The organism is Aquimarina sp. AWH4_224 (assembly GCF_056160245.1).
In genome coordinates, this window is record NZ_JBSWWU010000001.1 from 90,062 (window position 1) to 111,218 (window position 21,157).

The 21,157-nt window shown below is 35.7% G+C and carries 18 protein-coding genes; 17 read left to right on the top strand and 1 reads right to left on the bottom strand.

Translation table 11 applies throughout. The features are described 5' to 3' along the window. Positions 1–7: 7 nt before the first annotated feature. The 13 genes from ACXAGJ_RS00380 to ACXAGJ_RS00440 all read left to right on the top strand — a co-directional run bounded on the left by ACXAGJ_RS00380 (position 8) and on the right by ACXAGJ_RS00440 (position 14,575). A complete protein-coding gene (locus ACXAGJ_RS00380) occupies positions 8–1,492 on the top strand; it encodes an AMP-binding protein (RefSeq protein WP_474836103.1) in 1,485 nt (494 codons plus the stop codon). Between the two features lie 15 nt (positions 1,493–1,507). Beyond that, positions 1,508–1,747: an acyl carrier protein gene (locus ACXAGJ_RS00385; protein WP_474836105.1), complete on the top strand. Its 240-nt coding sequence runs from the start codon at positions 1,508–1,510 to the stop codon at positions 1,745–1,747. An 11-nt stretch (positions 1,748–1,758) separates the two neighbouring features. Continuing rightward, complete coding sequence (locus tag ACXAGJ_RS00390; RefSeq protein WP_474836107.1) at positions 1,759–3,204, top strand: MBOAT family O-acyltransferase; 1,446 nt, start codon at positions 1,759–1,761, stop codon at positions 3,202–3,204. Between the two features lie 6 nt (positions 3,205–3,210). Beyond that, positions 3,211–4,161, top strand: coding sequence for a hypothetical protein (locus ACXAGJ_RS00395; RefSeq protein WP_474836109.1), 951 nt, complete (start codon positions 3,211–3,213; stop codon positions 4,159–4,161). Positions 4,162–4,261: 100 nt separating this feature from the next. Then, complete coding sequence (locus ACXAGJ_RS00400) at positions 4,262–5,263, top strand: EpsG family protein (protein ID WP_474836111.1); 1,002 nt, start codon at positions 4,262–4,264, stop codon at positions 5,261–5,263. A 21-nt stretch (positions 5,264–5,284) separates the two neighbouring features. Continuing rightward, complete coding sequence (locus tag ACXAGJ_RS00405) at positions 5,285–6,175, top strand: glycosyltransferase family 2 protein (protein ID WP_474836113.1); 891 nt, start codon at positions 5,285–5,287, stop codon at positions 6,173–6,175. Further along, positions 6,175–7,314, top strand: coding sequence for a glycosyltransferase family 1 protein (locus tag ACXAGJ_RS00410; protein ID WP_474836115.1), 1,140 nt, complete (start codon positions 6,175–6,177; stop codon positions 7,312–7,314). Before ACXAGJ_RS00405 ends, ACXAGJ_RS00410 begins: the two co-directional genes overlap by 1 nt. Positions 7,315–7,316: 2 nt before the next feature. Then, complete coding sequence (locus tag ACXAGJ_RS00415; RefSeq protein ID WP_474836117.1) at positions 7,317–8,717, top strand: phenylacetate--CoA ligase family protein; 1,401 nt, start codon at positions 7,317–7,319, stop codon at positions 8,715–8,717. A gap of 15 nt (positions 8,718–8,732) precedes the next feature. Next, positions 8,733–9,779: a glycosyltransferase gene (locus ACXAGJ_RS00420; RefSeq protein ID WP_474836119.1), complete on the top strand. Its 1,047-nt coding sequence runs from the start codon at positions 8,733–8,735 to the stop codon at positions 9,777–9,779. A gap of 14 nt (positions 9,780–9,793) precedes the next feature. Further along, a complete protein-coding gene (locus ACXAGJ_RS00425) occupies positions 9,794–11,203 on the top strand; it encodes an MBOAT family O-acyltransferase (protein ID WP_474836121.1) in 1,410 nt (469 codons plus the stop codon). 6 nt (positions 11,204–11,209) lie between these two features. Further along, a complete protein-coding gene (locus tag ACXAGJ_RS00430; RefSeq protein WP_474836123.1) occupies positions 11,210–12,145 on the top strand; it encodes an SGNH/GDSL hydrolase family protein in 936 nt (311 codons plus the stop codon). Between the two features lie 132 nt (positions 12,146–12,277). Next, positions 12,278–13,609 (top strand): MBOAT family O-acyltransferase, encoded by a 1,332-nt coding sequence (locus ACXAGJ_RS00435; RefSeq protein WP_474836125.1) that lies wholly within the window; start codon positions 12,278–12,280, stop codon positions 13,607–13,609. A gap of 3 nt (positions 13,610–13,612) precedes the next feature. Next, entirely contained in the window at positions 13,613–14,575 is a 963-nt protein-coding gene (locus ACXAGJ_RS00440; RefSeq protein ID WP_474836127.1) for a hypothetical protein, read from the top strand. 52 nt (positions 14,576–14,627) lie between these two features. Here ACXAGJ_RS00440 and ACXAGJ_RS00445 read toward each other — a convergent pair whose 3' ends face one another. Continuing rightward, a complete protein-coding gene (locus ACXAGJ_RS00445; RefSeq protein ID WP_474836129.1) occupies positions 14,628–16,601 on the bottom strand; it encodes a right-handed parallel beta-helix repeat-containing protein in 1,974 nt (657 codons plus the stop codon). A 381-nt stretch (positions 16,602–16,982) separates the two neighbouring features. Between ACXAGJ_RS00445 and ACXAGJ_RS00450 the strand changes: the two genes are divergently transcribed. The 4 genes from ACXAGJ_RS00450 to ACXAGJ_RS00465 are packed head-to-tail and all read left to right on the top strand — an operon-like array spanning position 16,983 to position 21,149. Next, positions 16,983–18,134, top strand: a complete 1,152-nt coding sequence (locus ACXAGJ_RS00450) for a glycosyltransferase family 4 protein (protein WP_474836131.1) — start codon at positions 16,983–16,985, stop codon at positions 18,132–18,134. Positions 18,135–18,149: 15 nt separating this feature from the next. Then, a complete protein-coding gene (locus tag ACXAGJ_RS00455) occupies positions 18,150–19,199 on the top strand; it encodes a sugar-transfer associated ATP-grasp domain-containing protein (RefSeq protein ID WP_474836133.1) in 1,050 nt (349 codons plus the stop codon). Between the two features lie 21 nt (positions 19,200–19,220). Then, the gene (locus tag ACXAGJ_RS00460) at positions 19,221–20,522 is read left to right on the top strand and encodes a phenylacetate--CoA ligase family protein (RefSeq protein WP_474836135.1); all 1,302 of its coding nucleotides are present in this window, start codon (positions 19,221–19,223) and stop codon (positions 20,520–20,522) included. A gap of 21 nt (positions 20,523–20,543) precedes the next feature. Then, on the top strand, positions 20,544–21,149 hold the full coding sequence (locus ACXAGJ_RS00465) for a sugar transferase (RefSeq protein WP_474836137.1): 606 nt from the start codon (positions 20,544–20,546) through the stop codon (positions 21,147–21,149). Positions 21,150–21,157 lie beyond the last annotated feature (8 nt).

Here is a 21,157-nt window from a genome sequence, read left to right on the forward strand (position 1 = left end):
GGGGATTATGAATTTGATATTAGATATACAAAAGGCGATAGAAACCAACTATGAGCGCAATGCCTTTTGCATTAGAGAACAGTATTATAGTTACCAACAGTTTGCACAGGTCATTTCAGACATAAGAAGCGCCATTCAGCAATCGGTAAAAAAGGAAGAAACTAATATTGGTTTGGTCACCAATGATGATATCCAAACCTATGCTTCTATCATTGCACTTTGGATGGAAGGTAAGGCTTATGTGCCATTAAATCCTGAGTTTCCAGAAAGCAGAAATCAAATGGTGGTGGATTTGGCTGATATTATTACGGTTCTAGACTCTTCAGAAAAAGAAGTGTTTGCCGAAACCAAAACAATTCTAACCAGGCATTTGGATACAACGGATATAGATCTAAAACCAGTTGTGGTTGGAGCAACTGATCTTGCCTATATTTTCTTTACTTCGGGAACTACAGGTACACCAAAGGGAGTGCCGATTACTTTTAGTAACCTTTCCAGTTTTATGGATGCATTTTGGGCACTGGATTATCCCATTACCAAAGAAGATCGATGCCTGCAAATGTTTGAGTTAACCTTTGATCTTTCGGTAATGTCTTATCTGGCACCCATGCTCAAAGGTGCTTGTACATATACCATACCCAAGGATGAGATAAAATACAGCTATATTTTTGAGTTGATGGAGGATTACGAGCTTACTTTTATGCTCATGGTTCCTTCCATTTTGCATTATTTACGTCCGTATTTTGATGAAATCAATTGTCCGGCCATGAAATACAGTTTGTTTTGCGGAGAAGCATTACCGTTGGATGTTACTGAAGAATGGAGTAACTGTGTTCCTAATGCCACAATTGCTAATGTATATGGCCCTACCGAATGCACCATATTTTGTACGGATTATACCTATGTAAGAAACGGAACAAACAAAACCCACAATGGTGTATTGACCATAGGAAAGGATATGAAAAATACAACTACCATTATTGTAGATGACGAGAATAATGAAGTGGCTGTAGGTGAAAGTGGAGAGTTATGTCTGAGTGGTGATCAACTTACCCCTGGTTATTGGAAAAACGAAATTAAGAATAAAGAAGTATTCTTTGATAAAGAATACAACGGGAAAAATACCAGGTTTTACAGAACAGGTGATCTATGTAATGTGGATCATGAAGGTGATATTTTGTATTTAGGAAGAGTTGATTTTCAGGCCAAAATTCAAGGATTCAGAGTAGAGTTATCCGAAATTGAGTTTCATGCCAAAGCAGGATTGGATAAGACCAATGCCGTAGCGATAGCTTTTACCAATAAGATTCACAATACAGAGATTGGGTTGGTGATAGAAGGCGAAGCTATGGATACAAATGATTTGGTAGTGTATATGAAAGGTAAATTACCGGCTTATATGATACCTACGCAAATAAAATTTATACAGAACTTTCCTTTAAACACCAACGGGAAAATAGATAGAAAGAAATTAAAAGAAATGTTTAGTTAAGAAAACAGAGTTCATATGGAAATTAGTACTATAAAAGAAAGAATAAGTAATGTGTTAACCTCTATTTTGGAACACAGCAACTTCGAAATGCACGACGAATTAACGGCCAAAGATGTAGATGGATGGGATTCATTATCACATATGATGATCATTACCAAGATTGAAGAAGAATTTGGTATTCGTTTTAAACTAAGAGAGTTAAATAAGCTTAAAAACATGGGAGCTTTGATCTCCTTAGTACAAAGTAAGGCATAAGTCGACTCAGCATGGTATTCAATTCTTTCGATTTTCTGGCATTTATTATTCCGGTATTGCTATTGTACTGGCTGGTTTTCAAGAAATCTGATGTGTTGCAAAACATATTGTTGTTGGTTTCCAGTTTGGTATTCTATGCATGGGCAGATTGGCGTTTTTTGGTACTATTGATTGCCAGTACGGGTATTAACTATGCACTAGGAATTAAAATTGCACAGACCGAAGAAGATAAGAAAAGAAGTGTATTTCTGTACCTGGGATTGATCTTTAATGTAGGCTTGTTATTGTATTTTAAATATGCCAACTTTTTCTATCAAGGATTTTACGACATACTTCAAGTTTTTGGATCCAGTGTAAGTCATAATACCTTGCAGATTATCCTACCACTTGGGATTAGTTTCTTTACTTTTCAAACCCTTGGATATCTTATCGATGTATTCAATGAAGAAATAGAACCTAGTAAAGATCTACTGCGTTTTTCTGTTTTTGTCACATTTTTTCCTAAGATATTATCAGGACCCATCGAAAGAGCTGCCGGACTATTACCACAACTCGAGGAGAAAAGAACCTTCTCTTATCCAGTAATGGTAGACGGATTGCGTCAAATTTTGTGGGGATTTTTTGCCAAAGTGGTTATTGCCGAAAATTGTGCGGCTATAGTGAATCCTATTTTTAATGATTACCAAGCACAGTCAGGAAGCACATTGCTGCTAGGGACATTTTTCTATGCGATTCAGTTATATGCAGATTTTTCTGGATATTCAAACATGGCGATTGGAGTAGGAAAACTATTTGGTATTCAATTAATGCGAAATTTTTCTACGCCATTCTTTTCAACAAACATTGCTGATTTTTGGAGAAAATGGCATATTTCATTAACCACTTGGATGATGGATTATGTGTTTACTCCGCTTTCCTTTATTTTGAGGAGGCATCAAAAAAGAGGATTAATGATCTCTATCGTTGCTACTTTTATTCTGGTAGGTTTTTGGCATGGTGCCAATTGGACCTTTGTGGTTTATGGACTGTGTCACGGTCTTTATTTTATACCGCTGGTATATTCGGGAAAAATGAATGCTTCTGAAGTTGTAGCCGAGGGTAAAGTACTACCTTCTTTTAAGGAATTAGGCAAAATGATTTTGTTGTTTTTGCTGATTATGCTAACCGATGTTTTTTTTAGAGCAAACAATGTCGTAGAGGCTTTTGATTATTTTGGAAAGATATTTTCGGGGTCTTTGTTTGATTTTCCTGCGATATTAATGGGGAGCAATTCGTTAATTACACTAGGGTTGATTTCACTTTTTGTCGCTGTAGAGTGGATTCATAGAGAGAAAGGGCATGATTTTGAATTGAGTACATATCCGGTATGGATACGTTGGAGCTCTTATGTGTTTATCTTTGTGTTATTGTTGTTTTTCGGTAAAAGTGCAGAAACATTCATATATTTTCAATTTTAGACGATCATGAAAAAGTTCATTTTAAAACTTAGCTTATTTTTTGCCATTTGTTTGGGTATCGTCACTTTTGTATTGATGAACTATGGGGGGAATATTGACTATTTCTACGAAAAATTTACTACTCCAAAGACAAAATCGATGATTGTAGGGGATTCCCGAAGCTTTCAAGGGATTCAACCAGCTGTAATCAATGAGCATTTTAAAGATACCGAATATAATTCTCCAATGCTGAATTATAGCTTTACGATTGCCCAGGCGATCATCGGGCCTTTGTATAATGAAAGCATTTATAAGAAATTAGATGAGTCGGCAGATAATGGTATATTTATCATTTCGGTAACTCCGGAGATGTTAACAGTACACGAAGAATATGACAATGCTGCAGGAGAGTTTAGAGAAGAAGGGCAACCACCTCATAATATGAATTTTGTAAATACGAATCCTAATTATGAGTATTTGATAAAGAATTTGTCGTTTTTTCATTTTCGAGCCATGTTTCGCCAAAAATCAAAAGTGCATAAGGATGGGTGGCTAGAAGAAACCAATTTACCAACAGATGAAAAGGTGTTTGAGGATTGGAAAAAAAATCAAATTGCTTTGTTTTTGAAGGATGCCAAGAAATCAAAGTTGTCAGACGTGAGGATTGAAAGTTTATCAGATTTGATCAATAAATTGAAGCAGCATGGGCATGTGTTTTTGGTAAGAATGCCAATTTCAAAAGAATTCTTGAGTTACGAAGAACAATATTTTCCAACATTTGGAAATGTTATTGATAAGGTTGCAAAATCAAATGATATATCTTATTTTGATTTTAACGTGGGGGAGATGAAGTATAAGACTTATGATGGACATCATATAGATAAATTTTCGGGAAAAGAATTTACAAAGGTCTTATCAGATTCTATTTATAATAGTATAAAAAAGCGAAAAAGAGTAGCTGAACATAGCGTAAACTAATATGAATACCTTTATTCCTATAGATTGGTATTATCCGTTGTATCTTAATCTGTGCTTCTTTTTAGTACTTTTTACGCTATTGCATACCCGAATTCTAAACATGAGCGAGCCTAAAAATTTGGCTTTTATCAATGTAACGGGATATGTATTATTGGCTTTTTTAATATTTCACATTGGTCAAAGACCCGCCAGTCATAGGTTTGGGGATACGATCAATTACTATAGGACTTTTCAGCATTACAGTACGGGAGGAGAGATTCTAACGGTCAATGACTATGGGTGGCATGTGTTTATGAAGACTATGGCCAGCTTTTCTTCTATCCATACTTTTTTTACCCTTTGTGCTTTCTTTTACATTTTTCCGATGTATAAGATTTCCAAGGTGTATTTCAAGGACTATTGGTACTACGCATTCATTATGTTTGTGGTTTCGTTTTCCTTTTGGACTTACGGTGTAAATGGGATGCGTAATGGAGCAGCTTGTTCTATCTTCCTTTGGGGGTTCAGTTACCATAAAACCAACAAGGTAGTTATGGGGCTCTTATTCCTTGTTGCTTCATTTTTTCATAAAACCACTTTATTACCCATCTTGGCATTTTTGATGACCTACATCTACAACAATCCAAAATTCTATTTCAAAGGTTGGCTGGCTTGTATACCCTTGTCGCTAGCGATGGGAGGTTTTTGGATTTCATTATTTGCCGGTTTAGGATTTGGTGATGATGACCGGCTATCGGGGTATTTAACTAGTGAAGCCGCAGAAGGGACCTTCTCTAGCACGGGATTTCGATGGGATTTTCTTTTTCATAGTGCTTTTGCTGTTTTTGCAGGATGGTATTTTGTGTTTAAAAAGAAGTTCGAAGACCCGATTTACAATAGATTACTCAATACCTACCTTATCTGTAATGGCTTTTGGATTTTGGTGATTAATGCAAACTACTCTAACAGGTTTGCCTATCTGTCTTGGTTTATGATGGCCATCGTAATTGCCTATCCATTTTTGACACAACGATTTTTTAAAAACCAACATTTTTTACTTGGGATGGTAATACTGGTATATTTCGCATTTACCTATTTTATGTATTACTTCTTTTGGGGATAACTCTTAAACTAACTAACAACTATGAAAACAATTACAGTATTCACACCAACCTATAATCGGGCCTACTGTTTGGATCAATGTTATCAAAGTTTGATAAGGCAAACGAATCAAGATTTTCTTTGGTTAATTATTGACGATGGATCTTCGGATAATACCGAAGAACTAGTGAATTCCTGGATTGCTGAAAATAAGATTGCAATACAGTATCATTTTCAGGAAAACCTGGGAATGCATGGCGGACATAATGCAGCATATCGTTTGATTGAAACTGAACTTAATGTTTGTATCGATAGCGATGACTTTATGCCGGATGATGCTATCGAAAAAATCCTTGCCAATTGGGAAAAGATCAAAGGGAAGGACAATTTTGCGGGTCTGGTAGGCCTTGATGCTAATACCAAAGGAGATATTATTGGAACCAAAATTCCTGACCACCTTACGGAAACAAGGCTCTATGATTTATACCATAGGCATGGTGTTTTGGGAGATAAAAAACTGGTATTCAGAACTGAAGTGGTTAAAAAATATCCACCATATCCTATTTTTGAAGGTGAGCGTTTCGTACCACTTGGGTACCTGTATCAACTTATAGATCAAGATTACAAACTATTGCCAGTAAATGAGGTGTTCTGTATTGTGGAGTACTTAACCGATGGATCGAGTATGAACATGCTAAAACAATACCGTAGACATCCCAATGGTTTTGCTTTTTCCAGAAAGAGCAGAATGAAATTAGGAGAAAGCTTTAAAGAGCGTTTCAAAAATGCCATTCACTATGTTTCTTGTGCATTGTTTACCAAGAACGGATCCTTTTTGGCAGAGTCTCCAAGAAAACTAATCACCTTTTTGGCGATCCCGTTTGGAGTAGCATTAAACATGTATATCCGTTTTAAAACCAGAGGAGGAATATAATGGCACCAATTAGGGTATTGCAGGTTTTTACTATCATGAATCGTGGTGGGGCAGAATCAATGATCATGAATTATTATCGAAATATTGATCGCGATCAAATACAGTTCGATTTTTTGGTGCATCGTAAAGAAAAAGCCGCGTTTGATGATGAAATAGAACGTTTAGGAGGTAAGATCTATAAACTGGATCCTATCAATCCAGTATCCCCTGCAAGATACTATGAAGCGCTGAGAGCTTTTTTTAAAGAGCATAGTGACTACGCTATTGTGCATTCTCATCTCAATACCTTTAGTAATTTTCCACTCAAAATAGCTAAAGAATTCAATATTCCCTGTCGGATTGCTCATGCGCATATAGCAATTTCCGACATCAATCTATCTAGTATTCGTAAAGAAGGGCTAAAAGAAACAGCAAAGAAATGGATTAAGTTTCGATTAAAGCAGAAGGTAAAGGATAACACCACTCATCTTTTTTCTTGTGGAGAGAAGGCAGGAAAATGGCTCTTTGGTAAAGAGACGTCATTTCAATTGATGAATAATGCGATTGATAGTAAGAAGTTCGCGTATAACGAGGATGTAGCAAGAACCTATAGAAATACACTACATATAAAAGAAGATACCCTGGTATTGGGGCATGTGGGACGCTATGCTAGCCAAAAAAATCATACGTTTTTGATCGATATTTTTGCAGCTACACTCAAAAAAAATCAGAACTGCGTATTGATTTCAGTAGGAGATGGACCTTTACGAGCTGGAATTGAACAAAAAGCCAAAACGCTGGGGATAGAGGATAAGATACTATTTTTGGGAGTGAGAGAAGATATCCCAGAATTGTTTCAGGTGTTTGATGTATTTGTTTTCCCATCGTTTTATGAAGGTCTTCCGGTTACCTTGATCGAAGCTCAGGCTGCAGGTGTAAAAGTAGTGGCATCCGATACCATTACTTCTGAAGTACATGTTACCGATGAGATTGCATTTTTACCACTGCAAAAAGAAGCCGATGTATGGGCCAAAACGATACTGGAGATAGATACCTCAAAAAAGGGGCAAAACACTGATAAAATTGTCGATGCAAATTATGATATTGTTTCCAATACCTTAGCGATGGAAAAATTTTACTTAGAACAATCAGCGATATAGCTATGGCAGGGATCAAAGAGAAAATATACAATAACATGCCATATCCTTTTAAGTTTATATTGTTGAATATAAAAGGATACTTAAATAGTAAACAGCGCTATAACAAAGAGTTCGAAGGCTATTTGAAAGAGCACATCCGATTGTGGGATGCAGATATAGAAACAGTAACTCGTTTTCAGGATAAAAGATTAGCCATGTTGTTGTCGGAAGTCCTGGAGCATTCGGATTGGTATGGCGATATCATGAAAAAGTTGAATATTACTGCAGAGGATATCCAAAATTCACCCAAAGAAGTGTTGTCCAAAATGCCGATACTTAAAAAATCTGAACGGAAGAATGAAGTAGAGCGTTTGGTGAATAAAAAACGTGAAACGGCAATGGTGGGGCATACCAGTGGTACTTCTGGATCTCCTACTATAGATTATATAGATCGAGATTCGATCAATATATCTTTTGCTCTATGGAAACGATTTCATCATGTGATTGGGATACAACCCAAAAGCAGACAAGTTCGGTTTTCTGGTCGATTAATCGTGGATACAACCACCAAAAAACCTCCATTTTGGGTATATAATTATTTCGAGAGACAACTGTTGATGTCTACCTATCATCTTACCGATACAAACTTGGGGCATTACATCAAAAAACTAAATTCCTTCAAGCCAGAATTACTGGATGGCTATCCTTCGGCAATTTATATCATCAGTAAGTTCATTAATCAGAATGGTATTCAATTAACGTTTACGCCAAAAGCAATAGCAGTAACTGCTGAGACCTTGTATGATTATCAGCGAGAAGAAATACAGAAGGCATTTGGTTGTCATGTGTATAACCAATACGCTTCTAGCGAAGGAAGCCCTTTTATTACCGAATGTGTTGAGGGGAATTTGCATCTTAATTTAGACTCAGGAGTTTTTGAATTCATAAATACCAAAGGAGAGCCTGCACAACCTGGGGAAATTGCAAAGCTGGTGGTAACTAGTTTTATTAATTACAAAACCCCATTGATACGTTATGATATTGGGGATACGGTGTTGTTGTCTCCAGCAGATAAAGAATGTCCGTGTGTGTGCAATATGCCCATCATAGAAAAGATCATTGGTAGGGAAGACGATATTCTATGGACTGAAGAGAAGGGGTATGTAGGCAGAATGGATACTGCGTATAAAGGATTGCATGGCATTGTTAAAAGTCAGATCATTCAGGAAAGTCCGGATAAAATTGTGGTCAATCTAATACCTGATCAAGGATATAACAAATCGATACAAAACCAATTACTCAAGAATTTGAAAGATAGATTAGGAGAGCAAATCGAATATGAGATTTGCGTGGTAGACGATATTCCTTTGGGACCTAATGGCAAGTTTGATGCCGTAAAAAGAAACTTTGAGTTACAACTTTAAAACCAATACAATACGTTGACAATTTTACATTTAATAACAGGTTTAAGTGGTGGTGGAGCCGAACATATGGTTTTGGAGCTTGCGGGTCAAACTGTAGGTACTGAAGACAAAACGATTGCAGTTTCTGTGTCTAATAGAAAACAAATTCAGCATAAGTTTGAAGAAAAAGGTATCGAGTGCCACTTCTTGAATATAGCCTCTCCAAAATCAATATTACCGGGACTCAAGAAATTAAAAGAAATATGTGTCAAAGAAAAAGAGTTGGTTTTTCATTGTCATATGTTTCATGCTTTCGCCTTTGGATTGTTATTTAAGCTTTTCTTCAAAAATGTACCTATTGTTTTTACGCTACATACCAATAAAGTAAAACAATCTTATCGTAGAGTTTTACTGTTTGTGACAAAAATTTTTAGAAAGAAGGATATTATTTTCAGCTCAAACTCCAAAAAATGGTATTTAAAGAATAGTGTCGCTATACCTAATGGAGTGGACACCAGTCGCTTTGATGATTCGGCAAAAAAACTAAATAATCCTTTTGTTTTTCTGTTTTTAGGAAGATTAACCGAACCCAAAAACCCTTTGTTTTTGATCGAATTGGTTAAAAGATTAAAAAATGCTGGGAATGAGAACTTTGTAATCCATGTTGTTGGTGATGGAGGATATAGAGAAGCATTAGAACGGGCAATAGCGGATGAGGATTTTGCTCAATATATACAGTTGTTTGGTCACCAAAATGATGTGCCAAAATACCTTAAGAATGCCAATTGTTTAATCATTACTTCTTTATGGGAAGGAATGCCAGTTTCTATTATAGAAGCAGGAGCATCAAGATTACCAGTAATTTCAACACCAGTGGGAAGTATTCCCGATTTTTTGAATGCTGAAAACGCTTACCTTACTCATTTGGATGGTTTTCATGAAGCAGCTATTTCGGTAATGACCAATTATGATGCAGCTTTACAAAAAGCAGAGGTTTTGTATGCGTTAGTCAAGAAACAGTATGATATCAATGAAGTGTATAATTTACATCTAGAATTGTATAGAAGCGCCATAAAAGGATAATAAACAAGATAACTATGCTATTTAACTCTTTTGATTTTTTTGTCTTTCTAGCGATAGTATTGGTATGCTATTGGTTGTTAGCTAAAAGTATCAAATGGCAGAATGTGTTGCTGTTGATCGCTAGTTATGTATTTTATGGCTGGTGGGATTGGCGCTTTCTATCCCTTATAGCATTAAGCACAATTGTTGATTACTTTGTGGGTTTCAAGGTGTATAGATCTGATGATAAAACAATAAAAAAGAGATGGCTTTGGGTAAGTGTATTCTTTAATATTGGATTGTTGGGTTTTTTTAAATACTTCAATTTTTTTGTGGATTCCTGGATAGAACTATTTGCATCTTTGGGATACACTTATCAAGATGTTTGGACACTCAGCATCGTATTGCCTGTGGGGATTTCTTTTTATACGTTTCAAACCATGTCATATTCCATCGATATTTATCGAGGGAAACTAGAACCTACAAAAGACTTTGTTGCTTTTGCAGCGTTCGTTAGTTTCTTTCCACAATTGGTAGCGGGACCTATCGAAAGAGCCACCAATCTGGTTCCTCAGTTTTTGAAACCACGAACGTTTACCTATGATGCCCTTTCAAAAGGAGGGAAGCTGATGATCTGGGGATTCTTTTTGAAGTTAGTTGTAGCCGATAGAGCAGCCATATATGTAAATGCAGTATATAACAATATTGAAAGCCACGATGGATTGAGTTTTATTGCAGCTACCATACTTTTTGCATTTCAGATCTATGGAGATTTTGCAGGGTATTCTTTAATCGCGATTGGTACAGCCAAATTGTTTGGTTTTGACTTGATGACTAATTTTAGAAGACCCTATTTTGCGGCTTCTGTAAGTGAGTTTTGGACTCGTTGGCATATATCCTTGTCTACCTGGTTTAGAGATTATTTGTATATCCCATTAGGAGGAAATAGAGTTTCAAAACCAAGGTGGTTGTATAATCTATTTATTACGTTCTTGATTAGTGGTTTATGGCATGGTGCTAACTGGACCTTTGTAGCCTGGGGAGCATTAAACGGGGTGTATTTGATCGCAGAAGCATTACTGTTTAAAAAAGGCCGTAAGGGACTGCATAACGTGTTGTTGACTTTTGTCTTGATCAATTTATCCTGGGTCTTTTTTAGAGCGAATAGTATCAACAATGCTTTATCTATGATCGGTGAAATGTTTACCAATCCAGGGAGATTATATATAGGTAGTGGAGACGATATTGCAGCTTCGCTGTATGCTACTTTGGCCATTGCGATGTTGGTGTTGGTAGAAACCAAAAAAGAATATTTTAATTCGTTGTTTACGATTTCCAAAAATAGGTTGGAGCTTATCCGATTGGTTGGATATGCGATTGTAGTATTTATGATATTGTATTTTGGGGTGTTTGGAGAGAGTCAATTTATTTATTTTCAGTTTTAGAATCGGATGAAAAAAGAATTTACATCGTCACTTATAAAGATCATGAAGTTTGTCATCATTTTATTGATGATTGATTTTTTGCTGGGTACGATTGCAAAACAGATATTCTTTAGTCAGGAAACTGGAAAGTTTGCTCGAGCGACACATGTGATTGAGGATAGTGAAGCCAAAGTCATGGTATTTGGTAGTTCGCATGCGCATCGACATTATGTGCCTAAAGTATTCGAACAAGAATTACAAACTACTTGCTATAATGCAGGAGCAGAAGGTCAACAATTGTTGTTTCATGCGGCCTTGCAACAAATGGTATTAAAAAGGTCAAAGCCGGATTTGTTACTCCTCAATATAGACGAAGATTTTCTGTATAGCTCTAGAGAAGCATATGATCGATTAGCAGATTTACATCCTTATTATTCAAATCATCGAGATGTGTTGAAGCCAATTTTGGAGATGGGATCACCAGGAATCGATTTCAAATTGTTTTTCAAATCCTTTCAGGCAAACTCAACTTTAATACACGCACTACGCTATTATGCTTCTCCTCAATTAGATCAAAAAGGGTATAGACCACTATATGGTAAAGTAAAACCTTCCAAAAATTTAAAGAGATTTGAAAATCTGGAAGCAGGGGATAATATTGATCCCAATTTTGTTATCGCGCTAGAACGTTTTATTGTTGAAGCGAAAGACAATGAAGTGCCATTGGTTTTTGTGACCTCGCCCAATCTGTTGGTTACAGACTATTCGAACAACGAGTCTTTATCCAAAATAAGAGAAATTGCCAAGAAAGAACAGGTGATGTTGCTGGATTTTTTTAATTCTGAAACATTTTTGGAACAATACCACTTGTTTCATGATACATCGCACCTCAATAATGATGGAGCAGAATTATTTACTAAGTTGGTGGCGGATAGGATTAAAGAATTGCAACACTCCAAATGATGATAAGAAAACAAATAGAAGTTGAATTAGATATGAATTTTAGAATTACCAGATATGCTTTTTAACTCTTTAGAATTTTTTGTCTTTTTACCAGTAGTTTTTCTATTGTACTGGTTCGTAGTACATAAAAATTTGAAACTTCAGAATTTTCTGGTACTTGTAGCTAGTTACGTGTTTTACGGATGGTGGGATTACAGATTTTTATCATTGATAGCACTAAGTACAGTTGTAGATTATTTTATTGGTATCGGTATTCACGAATCTGATAATAAAAAGATTCGTAAACGATTATTATTCTTAAGTGCATTATTCAATTTAGGGTTATTAGGATTTTTCAAGTACTACAATTTCTTTGTGGATTCTTGGATCGATTTGTTAGCTTCTATTGGATATGCGGTAGAAAGCACATGGACACTAAAGGTGATATTACCGGTAGGAATATCTTTTTATACCTTCCAAACGATGTCGTATTCTATAGATATTTATAGAAAACAAATGAAACCCACTAGAGATTTTGTTGCTTTTGCTGCATTCGTATCCTTTTTCCCGCAGTTGGTGGCTGGACCTATAGAACGAGCTTCTAATTTATTGCCACAAATGTTGGCTAAAAGAAAGTTTGACAAAACCAAAGCACTAAAAGGTATAGAATTAATTGTTTGGGGATTGTTTAAAAAGGTGGTGATTGCAGATTCGTTTGCTCCCATTGTGAATGATATTTTTGCGAATTATTCCGATTACTCTGGGGGCACATTAATTATGGGGGCAGTGCTCTTCGCCTTCCAGATTTATGGAGATTTTAGTGGATATTCGGATATAGCGATTGGTACGGCCAGACTCTTTGGTTTTGATTTGATGACCAATTTCAATTTCCCTTATTTTTCAAGAAGTATAGGTGAGTTTTGGAGAAAGTGGCACATATCATTATCCACGTGGTTTAGAGACTACTTATACATCCCCTTAGGAGGCTCCAAAGTAGGGAAGTGGAAAGGAATTAGAAATGTGTTTGCTATATTTTTGGTAAGTGGGTTTTGGCATGGGGCCAATTGGACTTTTATTGTCTGGGGAGGGATTCATGCGCTACTTTTTATTCCATCTTTCGTTTTAGGAACTAATCGAAGGCACTTGGAAGATAAGGTTGCCACCATAAATATTTTGACATATCTAAAAACAACAGCTCAAGTATTGTATACTTTTTTTGTGGTTACTGTAGCATGGGTCTTTTTTAGAGCAGATTCTATACGAGATGCCTTTCAATATTTGGGAGGCATACAATCATTAAAGGTGGATGCTACTAGTTTTATTATGTATTCTGACATATTATTAATCTTGGTGTTGTTGGTTTTGGATTTTATGAGATACAAAAAGAAGAAAATACACTTTATTTTATGGGTGCTTATGGCTATTGCTATCGTAGGGTCACTCAATAGAGAAATACAAGCAGAGTTTATTTATTTTCAATTTTAGGAGATGAAGTATATTAAAAATATTATCGTTGCTATCGTTATTCTGGAAGTTCTAAATCTGGGATATGCTGTGATTACCAAAGGATCAGATGCTTTTTTACCGGTGACTGGTTTTAATGATCCTCCGTTGTATTATGACATGAACGAATTGTATGGGGTAACCCGGCAAAAGAATAGTAAGCAAATGATTAACTATCCTTGGGGAGGAGTGGTTAACCAAATCAATTCCTTTGGATTTCGTGATGATGAATTCGATCAGGGAGGAACTCTGGTGGTGGGTAATTCGTTTGTAGAAGGATTTGGCATGGATAATCAGGATCGCTTTTCTGAACTATTAGAGGAGAAGTTGAAAACAAAAGTAAATAATGCTGGGTCAGGAGGGGTTTGGACTCCTGTGCAAGGTATCGTTTTAGTAAAACATCTGTTGAAGGAGAAGGGCTTGAAGTTTGATAAAGTGGTGTTTGTGATGACTCCTGGAGAAGTGGTTAATATTGGGCACAGGAATCCAAAAAATGATCCTAATAGGAGCTATCCTTACAGAAACGAAGATAAGATTGAATTCTATGCGGCTAGCAGTAATAGTTTTGGCAATCACCTTTCATTAACCAGTAAAGTAAAGCGATTCAGCAAAAGCTTATTGATGTTTAAATTATTCAATGTTTTCAAATACTACGGTACTGCCAAAACAAAGAACAAGGACGTTGATTTTGAAAAAGAAAACTTGGATTGGGTTATCAACCAGTTGGAAGCTCAAGATTTAGGGATCACTATTGACATGGTAGTCATTAATAATCTGGGAAGAATTAATATTAAAAATATTCATGATTATAAAAGCAACACTCAACAAGTACGATATCACGTTGTTGATTATCCAGACGGGTTAAGTAATTATTTTGTGGCTAATGGCCATTTGAATGAGAAAGGAAATGAGGTATTGGCCGATCTGCTATTACCAATCTTTCAATAAATAAAAATCCCGGGAACTACCCGGGATTTTTTATATAATAGTTGTTAGTTTTTTAGTTTGTACACGTATTCGTGTTAGCGATTACGATATTAGTACCAGCGGCTTTCTGATCGATACAGTCCAAATTAGTACCGATTACCGTAATGTTATTATTACCAATATTCAGATCGCTACATCCTTGTTGGATCGTAATTCCATCTTGTCCGGTAGATTCGATAGTATTACCTGTAATATCGATATTTTTTGCATTTACTAATATGATACCTTTCTTGGTTCTGTTTTCCATGAAATCTACACCATTAGTTCTACTTATCGTTGTAGATCCCGTAAAATCGTTGTCTCTAAAGGTAGTTTTGAAACTTTCCTGACCTGCATTTTCGTTTACAGCAACCATCTTTACACTTTCTCTTGCAACACGAACAACATTGTTGTTTCTAAAAGTAACATTGTCCATAGTAGTAAGATTACCAAAGATGGCAATACTGGCGTCTCTATCACTGGTTAATGTATTGTCGTAGATATCAAAGTTCCTAATATCTTTTGGTTGTATTCCTACACCAAAATCTTCGATGACATTACCATATATTTCCATGTCTCTTTGGTATGCCGCGATACCAATATTATGTCCAATAATTCTGTTATTAGCAATTACGTTGTTGTACGTATCTGATGAGTTAGGATGTCCTGTGGTAATTCCAGCTCCAATATTATCATCAGCTGCAGCGACGATAGTGTTACCGATAATTTTCACACCATGGCCTGCACCAATAGCTATTCCATCTTCAGTGGTATTGTTTTCTATGGTCACATCTTCACCGATAGCTACAACAAAAGCGCCAAACTTACTTCCTATTTCAGTACAGTTTCTTATCGTAATATCGTATGCTTTTTCATAAAGAATGAAGTTACCTGCATCATCTTTTCCTCTAAATGCTTCTACATCCAAAGCAACACCCGGAGCCATACCTGGAGAACCTGGCATATCTATACCGGCATCTTTAAAATGACATCCATCTAGTGTGATATTAAATCCATCAGTAATAGAAACATTATTTCTTCTATTACTATCGAACGTACAATTTGTAAATCTGATATTGTTAGAAGGCTGATAATTTGGTTGGAAGGTAAAGTTAAGACTGTTAACGTTTCCACCATCTCCTGTTCCAAAGGCCATGGTTACACCATCAATATCTACGTTGTTAGAACCGTGTACCATAAGCACCATACCAAATGCATGTGGTCCTGGTTGTGAATTGTCGTCATGATTTTTGCGATCACCGATTAAGTTTCCTCCTTCTACTCTTACATTAGATTCACCTCGAATACCTAGAAGGACATAATTCTTTCTGCTATTTGGCTGTACTCTTAAATATGTTCTATCTGTCATTCTAAAAGTAAAGTCTGAGGGAATATTTACGGATTCTACAGATGGATAGAAATTTTGATTTGTAGTCGTGCTAGTCACCGTAGCTACTTCAAAAAAGGCATCAAATTGATCTACTTCAAAAGTAGTAGCACCTAAAGCTTTGGTCTGATTGATTAAGTTTTCAAAATTTGTATTATTGGATAAAGCGACAGTAGTATTCACTTGTCCTTGTACAATATTCTTCCATCTAGAAGGAATAAATTTGAAAACAGGATCTTTTAATTGAACATCTCCTTTTAATTCTAGATCAGAATTCATTATTCTTCCGTCGATATATCCTCCTGAGAAATTTAAAGTTCCGTTGATAATTAATCCTCCGTCAAAATCAAAATTAACGTTGGCAGGTAAATCAACAGATTTTCCTTGTAAGTCTAATTGACAGTTAATTACGGTTGTAGTATTAGCTTTGATAGAAGAAATATCAAAATCACATGGATCCGTAACTAAGTCTGGATCTGGTTCTGGGTCGGGATCAGGATCTGGGTCCGGATCAGGGTTTTCTACCGCATCGGGCACGATTTCCTCAAATGATTCGTTGCTACATGCAACAAAAAGAATAGTTAGGCAAATAACTAGAATGTGGGGGGTCATTCTTTTCATAGCAAAATAAATTTGGTTATGTAATATTTAGTTTCTAAGTAATTATTTCGCCATATATATTTTTAAGGGTTTAGTACAAATAAACGTAATTTCATCGAGAGTATTGTGCATCACGTCGATAAAAAATGTTAAAAATTGCACAAAAAAACTATTTTTATAACAATTGCTTAACACTCTTACGGGAACACCGTACAATAAAGTTGCAAAATGGGGCTTTTCCCCCAGACTTCTTAACTTTTTTGCAATTATTTTTGCAATCGCATAATTCTTAAATTTTCTGTGTGAGAAAAATATGATTTCTGCAGTAAAAGAAAGAGTATTATCTATATTTGCATTCGAAATAAATAAACCAGGATTATAATTTTCATGTAAAGGGGGAATATGAATAAAATTATCCGTGTTACAACCATACCAAAGTCTTTAGGAGGATTACTCAAAGGCCAGCTAAAATTTATGTCTCAATACTATGAGGTTATCGGTATCTCAGGTAAAGGCGAAGGCAGGCTGGATAGAGTTGCAAAAGAAGAGGGTATTGCTGTGGTGCCAGTAGAAATGACTCGAAAAATCACACCAATAAAAGATCTTCAGGCAGTTTATACATTATATAGGATCTTCAGAAAAGAAAAACCAGATATTGTTCATAGCCATACACCAAAGGCAGGAACATTGGCAATGCTAGCTGCCAAATTAGCCAGAGTACCACACCGATTGCATACCATTGCTGGACTACCACTACTTGAAGCTACTGGGCCTAAAAGAACCTTATTAGATACAGTAGAAAAGATTACCTATGCTTGTGCAACAATTATATACCCTAACTCTTTTGGATTGAAGGATATCATTATTCAAAATAAATACACAAAGCCTAAAAAGCTAAAGGTGATTGCCAATGGGAGTTCTAATGGGATAGACACTTCGTTTTTTGATCCCGCTCTATACACACCAGAAGATAATCAGAAACTTAGAGACGAATTGAAAATTAAATCGTCTGATAAGGTGATCATTTATGTAGGTAGGTTGGTGAAGGATAAAGGAATTAATGAATTAGTTAGAGCTTTTAAAAGAATCAGTACGGATCATCCAGAAGCTAAATTACTTTTGGTGGGTATCTATGAAAAAGACCTGGATCCTTTATCTCCGGAGATTGAAAGCGAGATTGAAACAAATCCAAACATTATTTTTGTTGGGTGGCAAAATGATGTAAGGCCTTTTTTTGCAATTTCTGATATCTTAGCTTTTCCTAGTTATCGAGAAGGTTTTCCAAATGTGGTGATGCAAGCCGCGTCTATGGGAGTCGCAAGTGTAGTAACTGATATTAATGGATGCAATGAGATAATTACTGAAGGAGAAAATGGATTAATCATACCTGTTAAAGACACAGAAGCCGTATATCAAAAGGTATCAGAACTCATAAAAAATGACGATGTAAGAAATACGTTGGCAGCAAACTCAAGAACGTCTATAACTACCCGATACGAATGTCAGGTGGTATGGGAGAGCTTATTAGAAGAATACCGATCTTTGATGAACTAACCAAATCTACAATCAATGAAAAGGAAGTTTAAGTTATTGAAAAAAAGACTTGATGTTTTTTTCAAGGACCCCGAGCGGAAAAGTTTTTTTCGAATTTTTAGAGAAGCTATTGGGTTTTGGATGGCCAAAAAAGAATTTCCTTATTTCTACTTTGGTAAATTTTTATATCGTAAAGATGTAAAAAACTATAAAGACTACTTGAGCAGTAAAGAAGTGGATAACATCACCTTGTCTAAAAAATTGCATCGTCCGCAATATGCAACACTGCTTAGAAACAAATTGGCTTTTGCATTATTTATGGAGAAGAATAATTTGCCTGTTCCTCCTATGATTGCCTATAATCTTAAGAATCGATTTTTTTACAATTCTAATTTTACCTTAGTAAATAGTAAAGAAGAACTAGCAACATATTTTAATACCCTTTTTGAAAAAGAAGGAATCACTAAAATCTTTGTAAAAGCGATTACTGAAATGGGAGGTGTTGGGGCCTATTTGGTTACAAAAGATAATGTCGATCAAACGGTAGAAGAAGACGGTGAATATATCATGAATAATGATTGTATTCATCAAGATGTGATCATTCAACACGAAAAGATTAATGAATTGTATCCCCATAGCGTAAACACCATACGGTTTGATACGTATCTGGATAACAAAGGAGAGGTGCATATTCTATCAGGATATATGCGATTTGGTAGAGGAGGTAGCGTTTTGGATAATAGTAGTGGTGGAGGCTTTTGGGTATCTATCGACATGGAGAAAGGAGTGCTGGTAGAAAAAAGTTATCAATTGATGAAATACGGTGGTAAACGTTTTAAAAGTCATCCGGATACAGGAACAGTTTTTTTAAACCATGAGCTACCTTATTTCAAAGAAGCTTGTGATCTGGTAAAACAATGTGTTAATCATATTCCAGATAGAATCATAGGGTGGGATATTGCGGTTAGCCAAAATGGACCAGTTATTATAGAAGGGAATGATAATAACTCCTTGTTAGGTCCAGATTTGGTGTTTGGAGGGTTTTGTAAACATCCATTGTATCAGGAAATCATTAGTAACATTTAGTAAAAAACAATAAATCGGGGAATGAAACTTTTTGAAACAGCTAGAAATAAAGCTTTTTGGATCGTAGATGGATTAAAAGGTGGGTCTAAAAAACGTCATTACGAAGATATTAAGTTTGTCAATGAAAATCCTTTGGATCAAAAGGCGATAGCATACAAAGATGAACATTTAAAAAAAGTGTTGGATCACGCCGTAGCCACTTCACCTTTTTACAAGGAGCAAAATGGATATAGGTCCATCGAAGATTTTCCGGTGATCAATAAAAACGTAATTCGAGAGAATTTTGAGGATTTTCAATCTACAGCTTTTAAGGATCAACCAAAATTTACGGTAAGCACTAGTGGTTCTACAGGTACACCTTTCAAAACGTTTCAGGATAAGAACAAGCGACTCAGAAACATGGCGGATACCATATTTTTTTCTGAAAATGCAGGTTTTAAAATAGGAAACCGATTGACTTATTTCAGAATGTGGAATGCCTTTGAAAAAAAGAGTTTTACAACACGAGTATTGCAAAATATAGTGCCAATTGATGTATTTGAGTTTAGAGATGAAAAACTAATACAACAAGTAATTGATGACTTGCCAAATAGTAAATCTTCAGATAGCTGGCTTGGGTATGCTTCGGCTTACGAAGAGATTTGTAAATACTTAGATCGAAACAATTATTCGGTGGTGCCTAATAATCTTAAATCTATCATTGCGATGTCTGAGCGATTGAATGACTATACCAAACAAAGTGTTCTTAAATATTTTGATACCGAAGTGGTTTCCAGGTATTCTAATGTAGAGAACGGAATTTTGGCGCAGCAACCTCTCGGAAATAAAAAACACTTTGATATTAATGAGGCGAGTTATCTGGTAGAAATTCTAGAGATCGGCTCCAATAAGAGAGTACCTGATGGTGAGTCGGGAAGAATAGTGATTACCGATCTGTTTAATTATGCAGTACCGATGATTCGATATGATACTGGTGATATTGGTAGAAAGGATACCGTAGATGGAAAAGCCATTCTTTTAGAGGTAAACGGAAGAAAGATCGATCAGATTTATGATACCAAAGGAGAGCACATTTCTACAAACCTAGTGTTATTGGTAAACAACTATCCAGAATTGAAACAGTGTCAGTTGATCCAAAAAGCAAAAGGAACGTATCATTTTAAAATCAATAGCGGAGGTGATTTTTTACGAGAAAATGAGTTTGTTAACGACTTTAAAGGGTATTTGGGCGAAGATGCAAAAATCACTGTAGAATATGTTGATGAAATTCCGTTACTTGCATCTGGAAAAAGAAGAGTGATGGTTAATGAAATGAACAATTGATTGACGCTAAGCCGCTAGATAATGTATAGATCTTTTTTCAAACGGGTTCTTGATTTTTGTGTCTCCTTCACAGTGTTGGTTTTAATTTCTCCACTGTTTTTGATATTGATTATTTTTCTGGCTATTGCCAATCAGGGAAAACCTTTCTTTGTACAGAGAAGGCCTGGAAAAAATGAAAAGATATTTAGCATCGTTAAGTTCAAAACGATGAATGATAAGAAGGATGACCAAGGTAACTTGTTACCGGATAAAGATAGAATCACGAAAGTAGGAGCATTTGTTAGGAAAACCTCGCTTGATGAGATTCCGCAATTGCTGAATGTGTTAAAAGGTGAAATGTCACTAATTGGTCCTAGACCATTAATTATAGAGTATCTCCCCATCTATAATAGTACACAAAAAAAACGTCATAATGTTAGGCCTGGTATAACAGGCTGGGCTCAGGTTAATGGAAGAAATTCTATTACCTGGAAAAAAAAGTTTGAGTATGATGTCTGGTATGTGGAGCATCTAAGCTTTCTTGTAGATTTGAAAATCATTGGATTAACATTGCAGAAAGTGATTCAGAAAAAAGATGTAAATCTATCCGAAGAACTGACGTCAGAATATTTTAATGGAAACAATTAGGGTTTAGA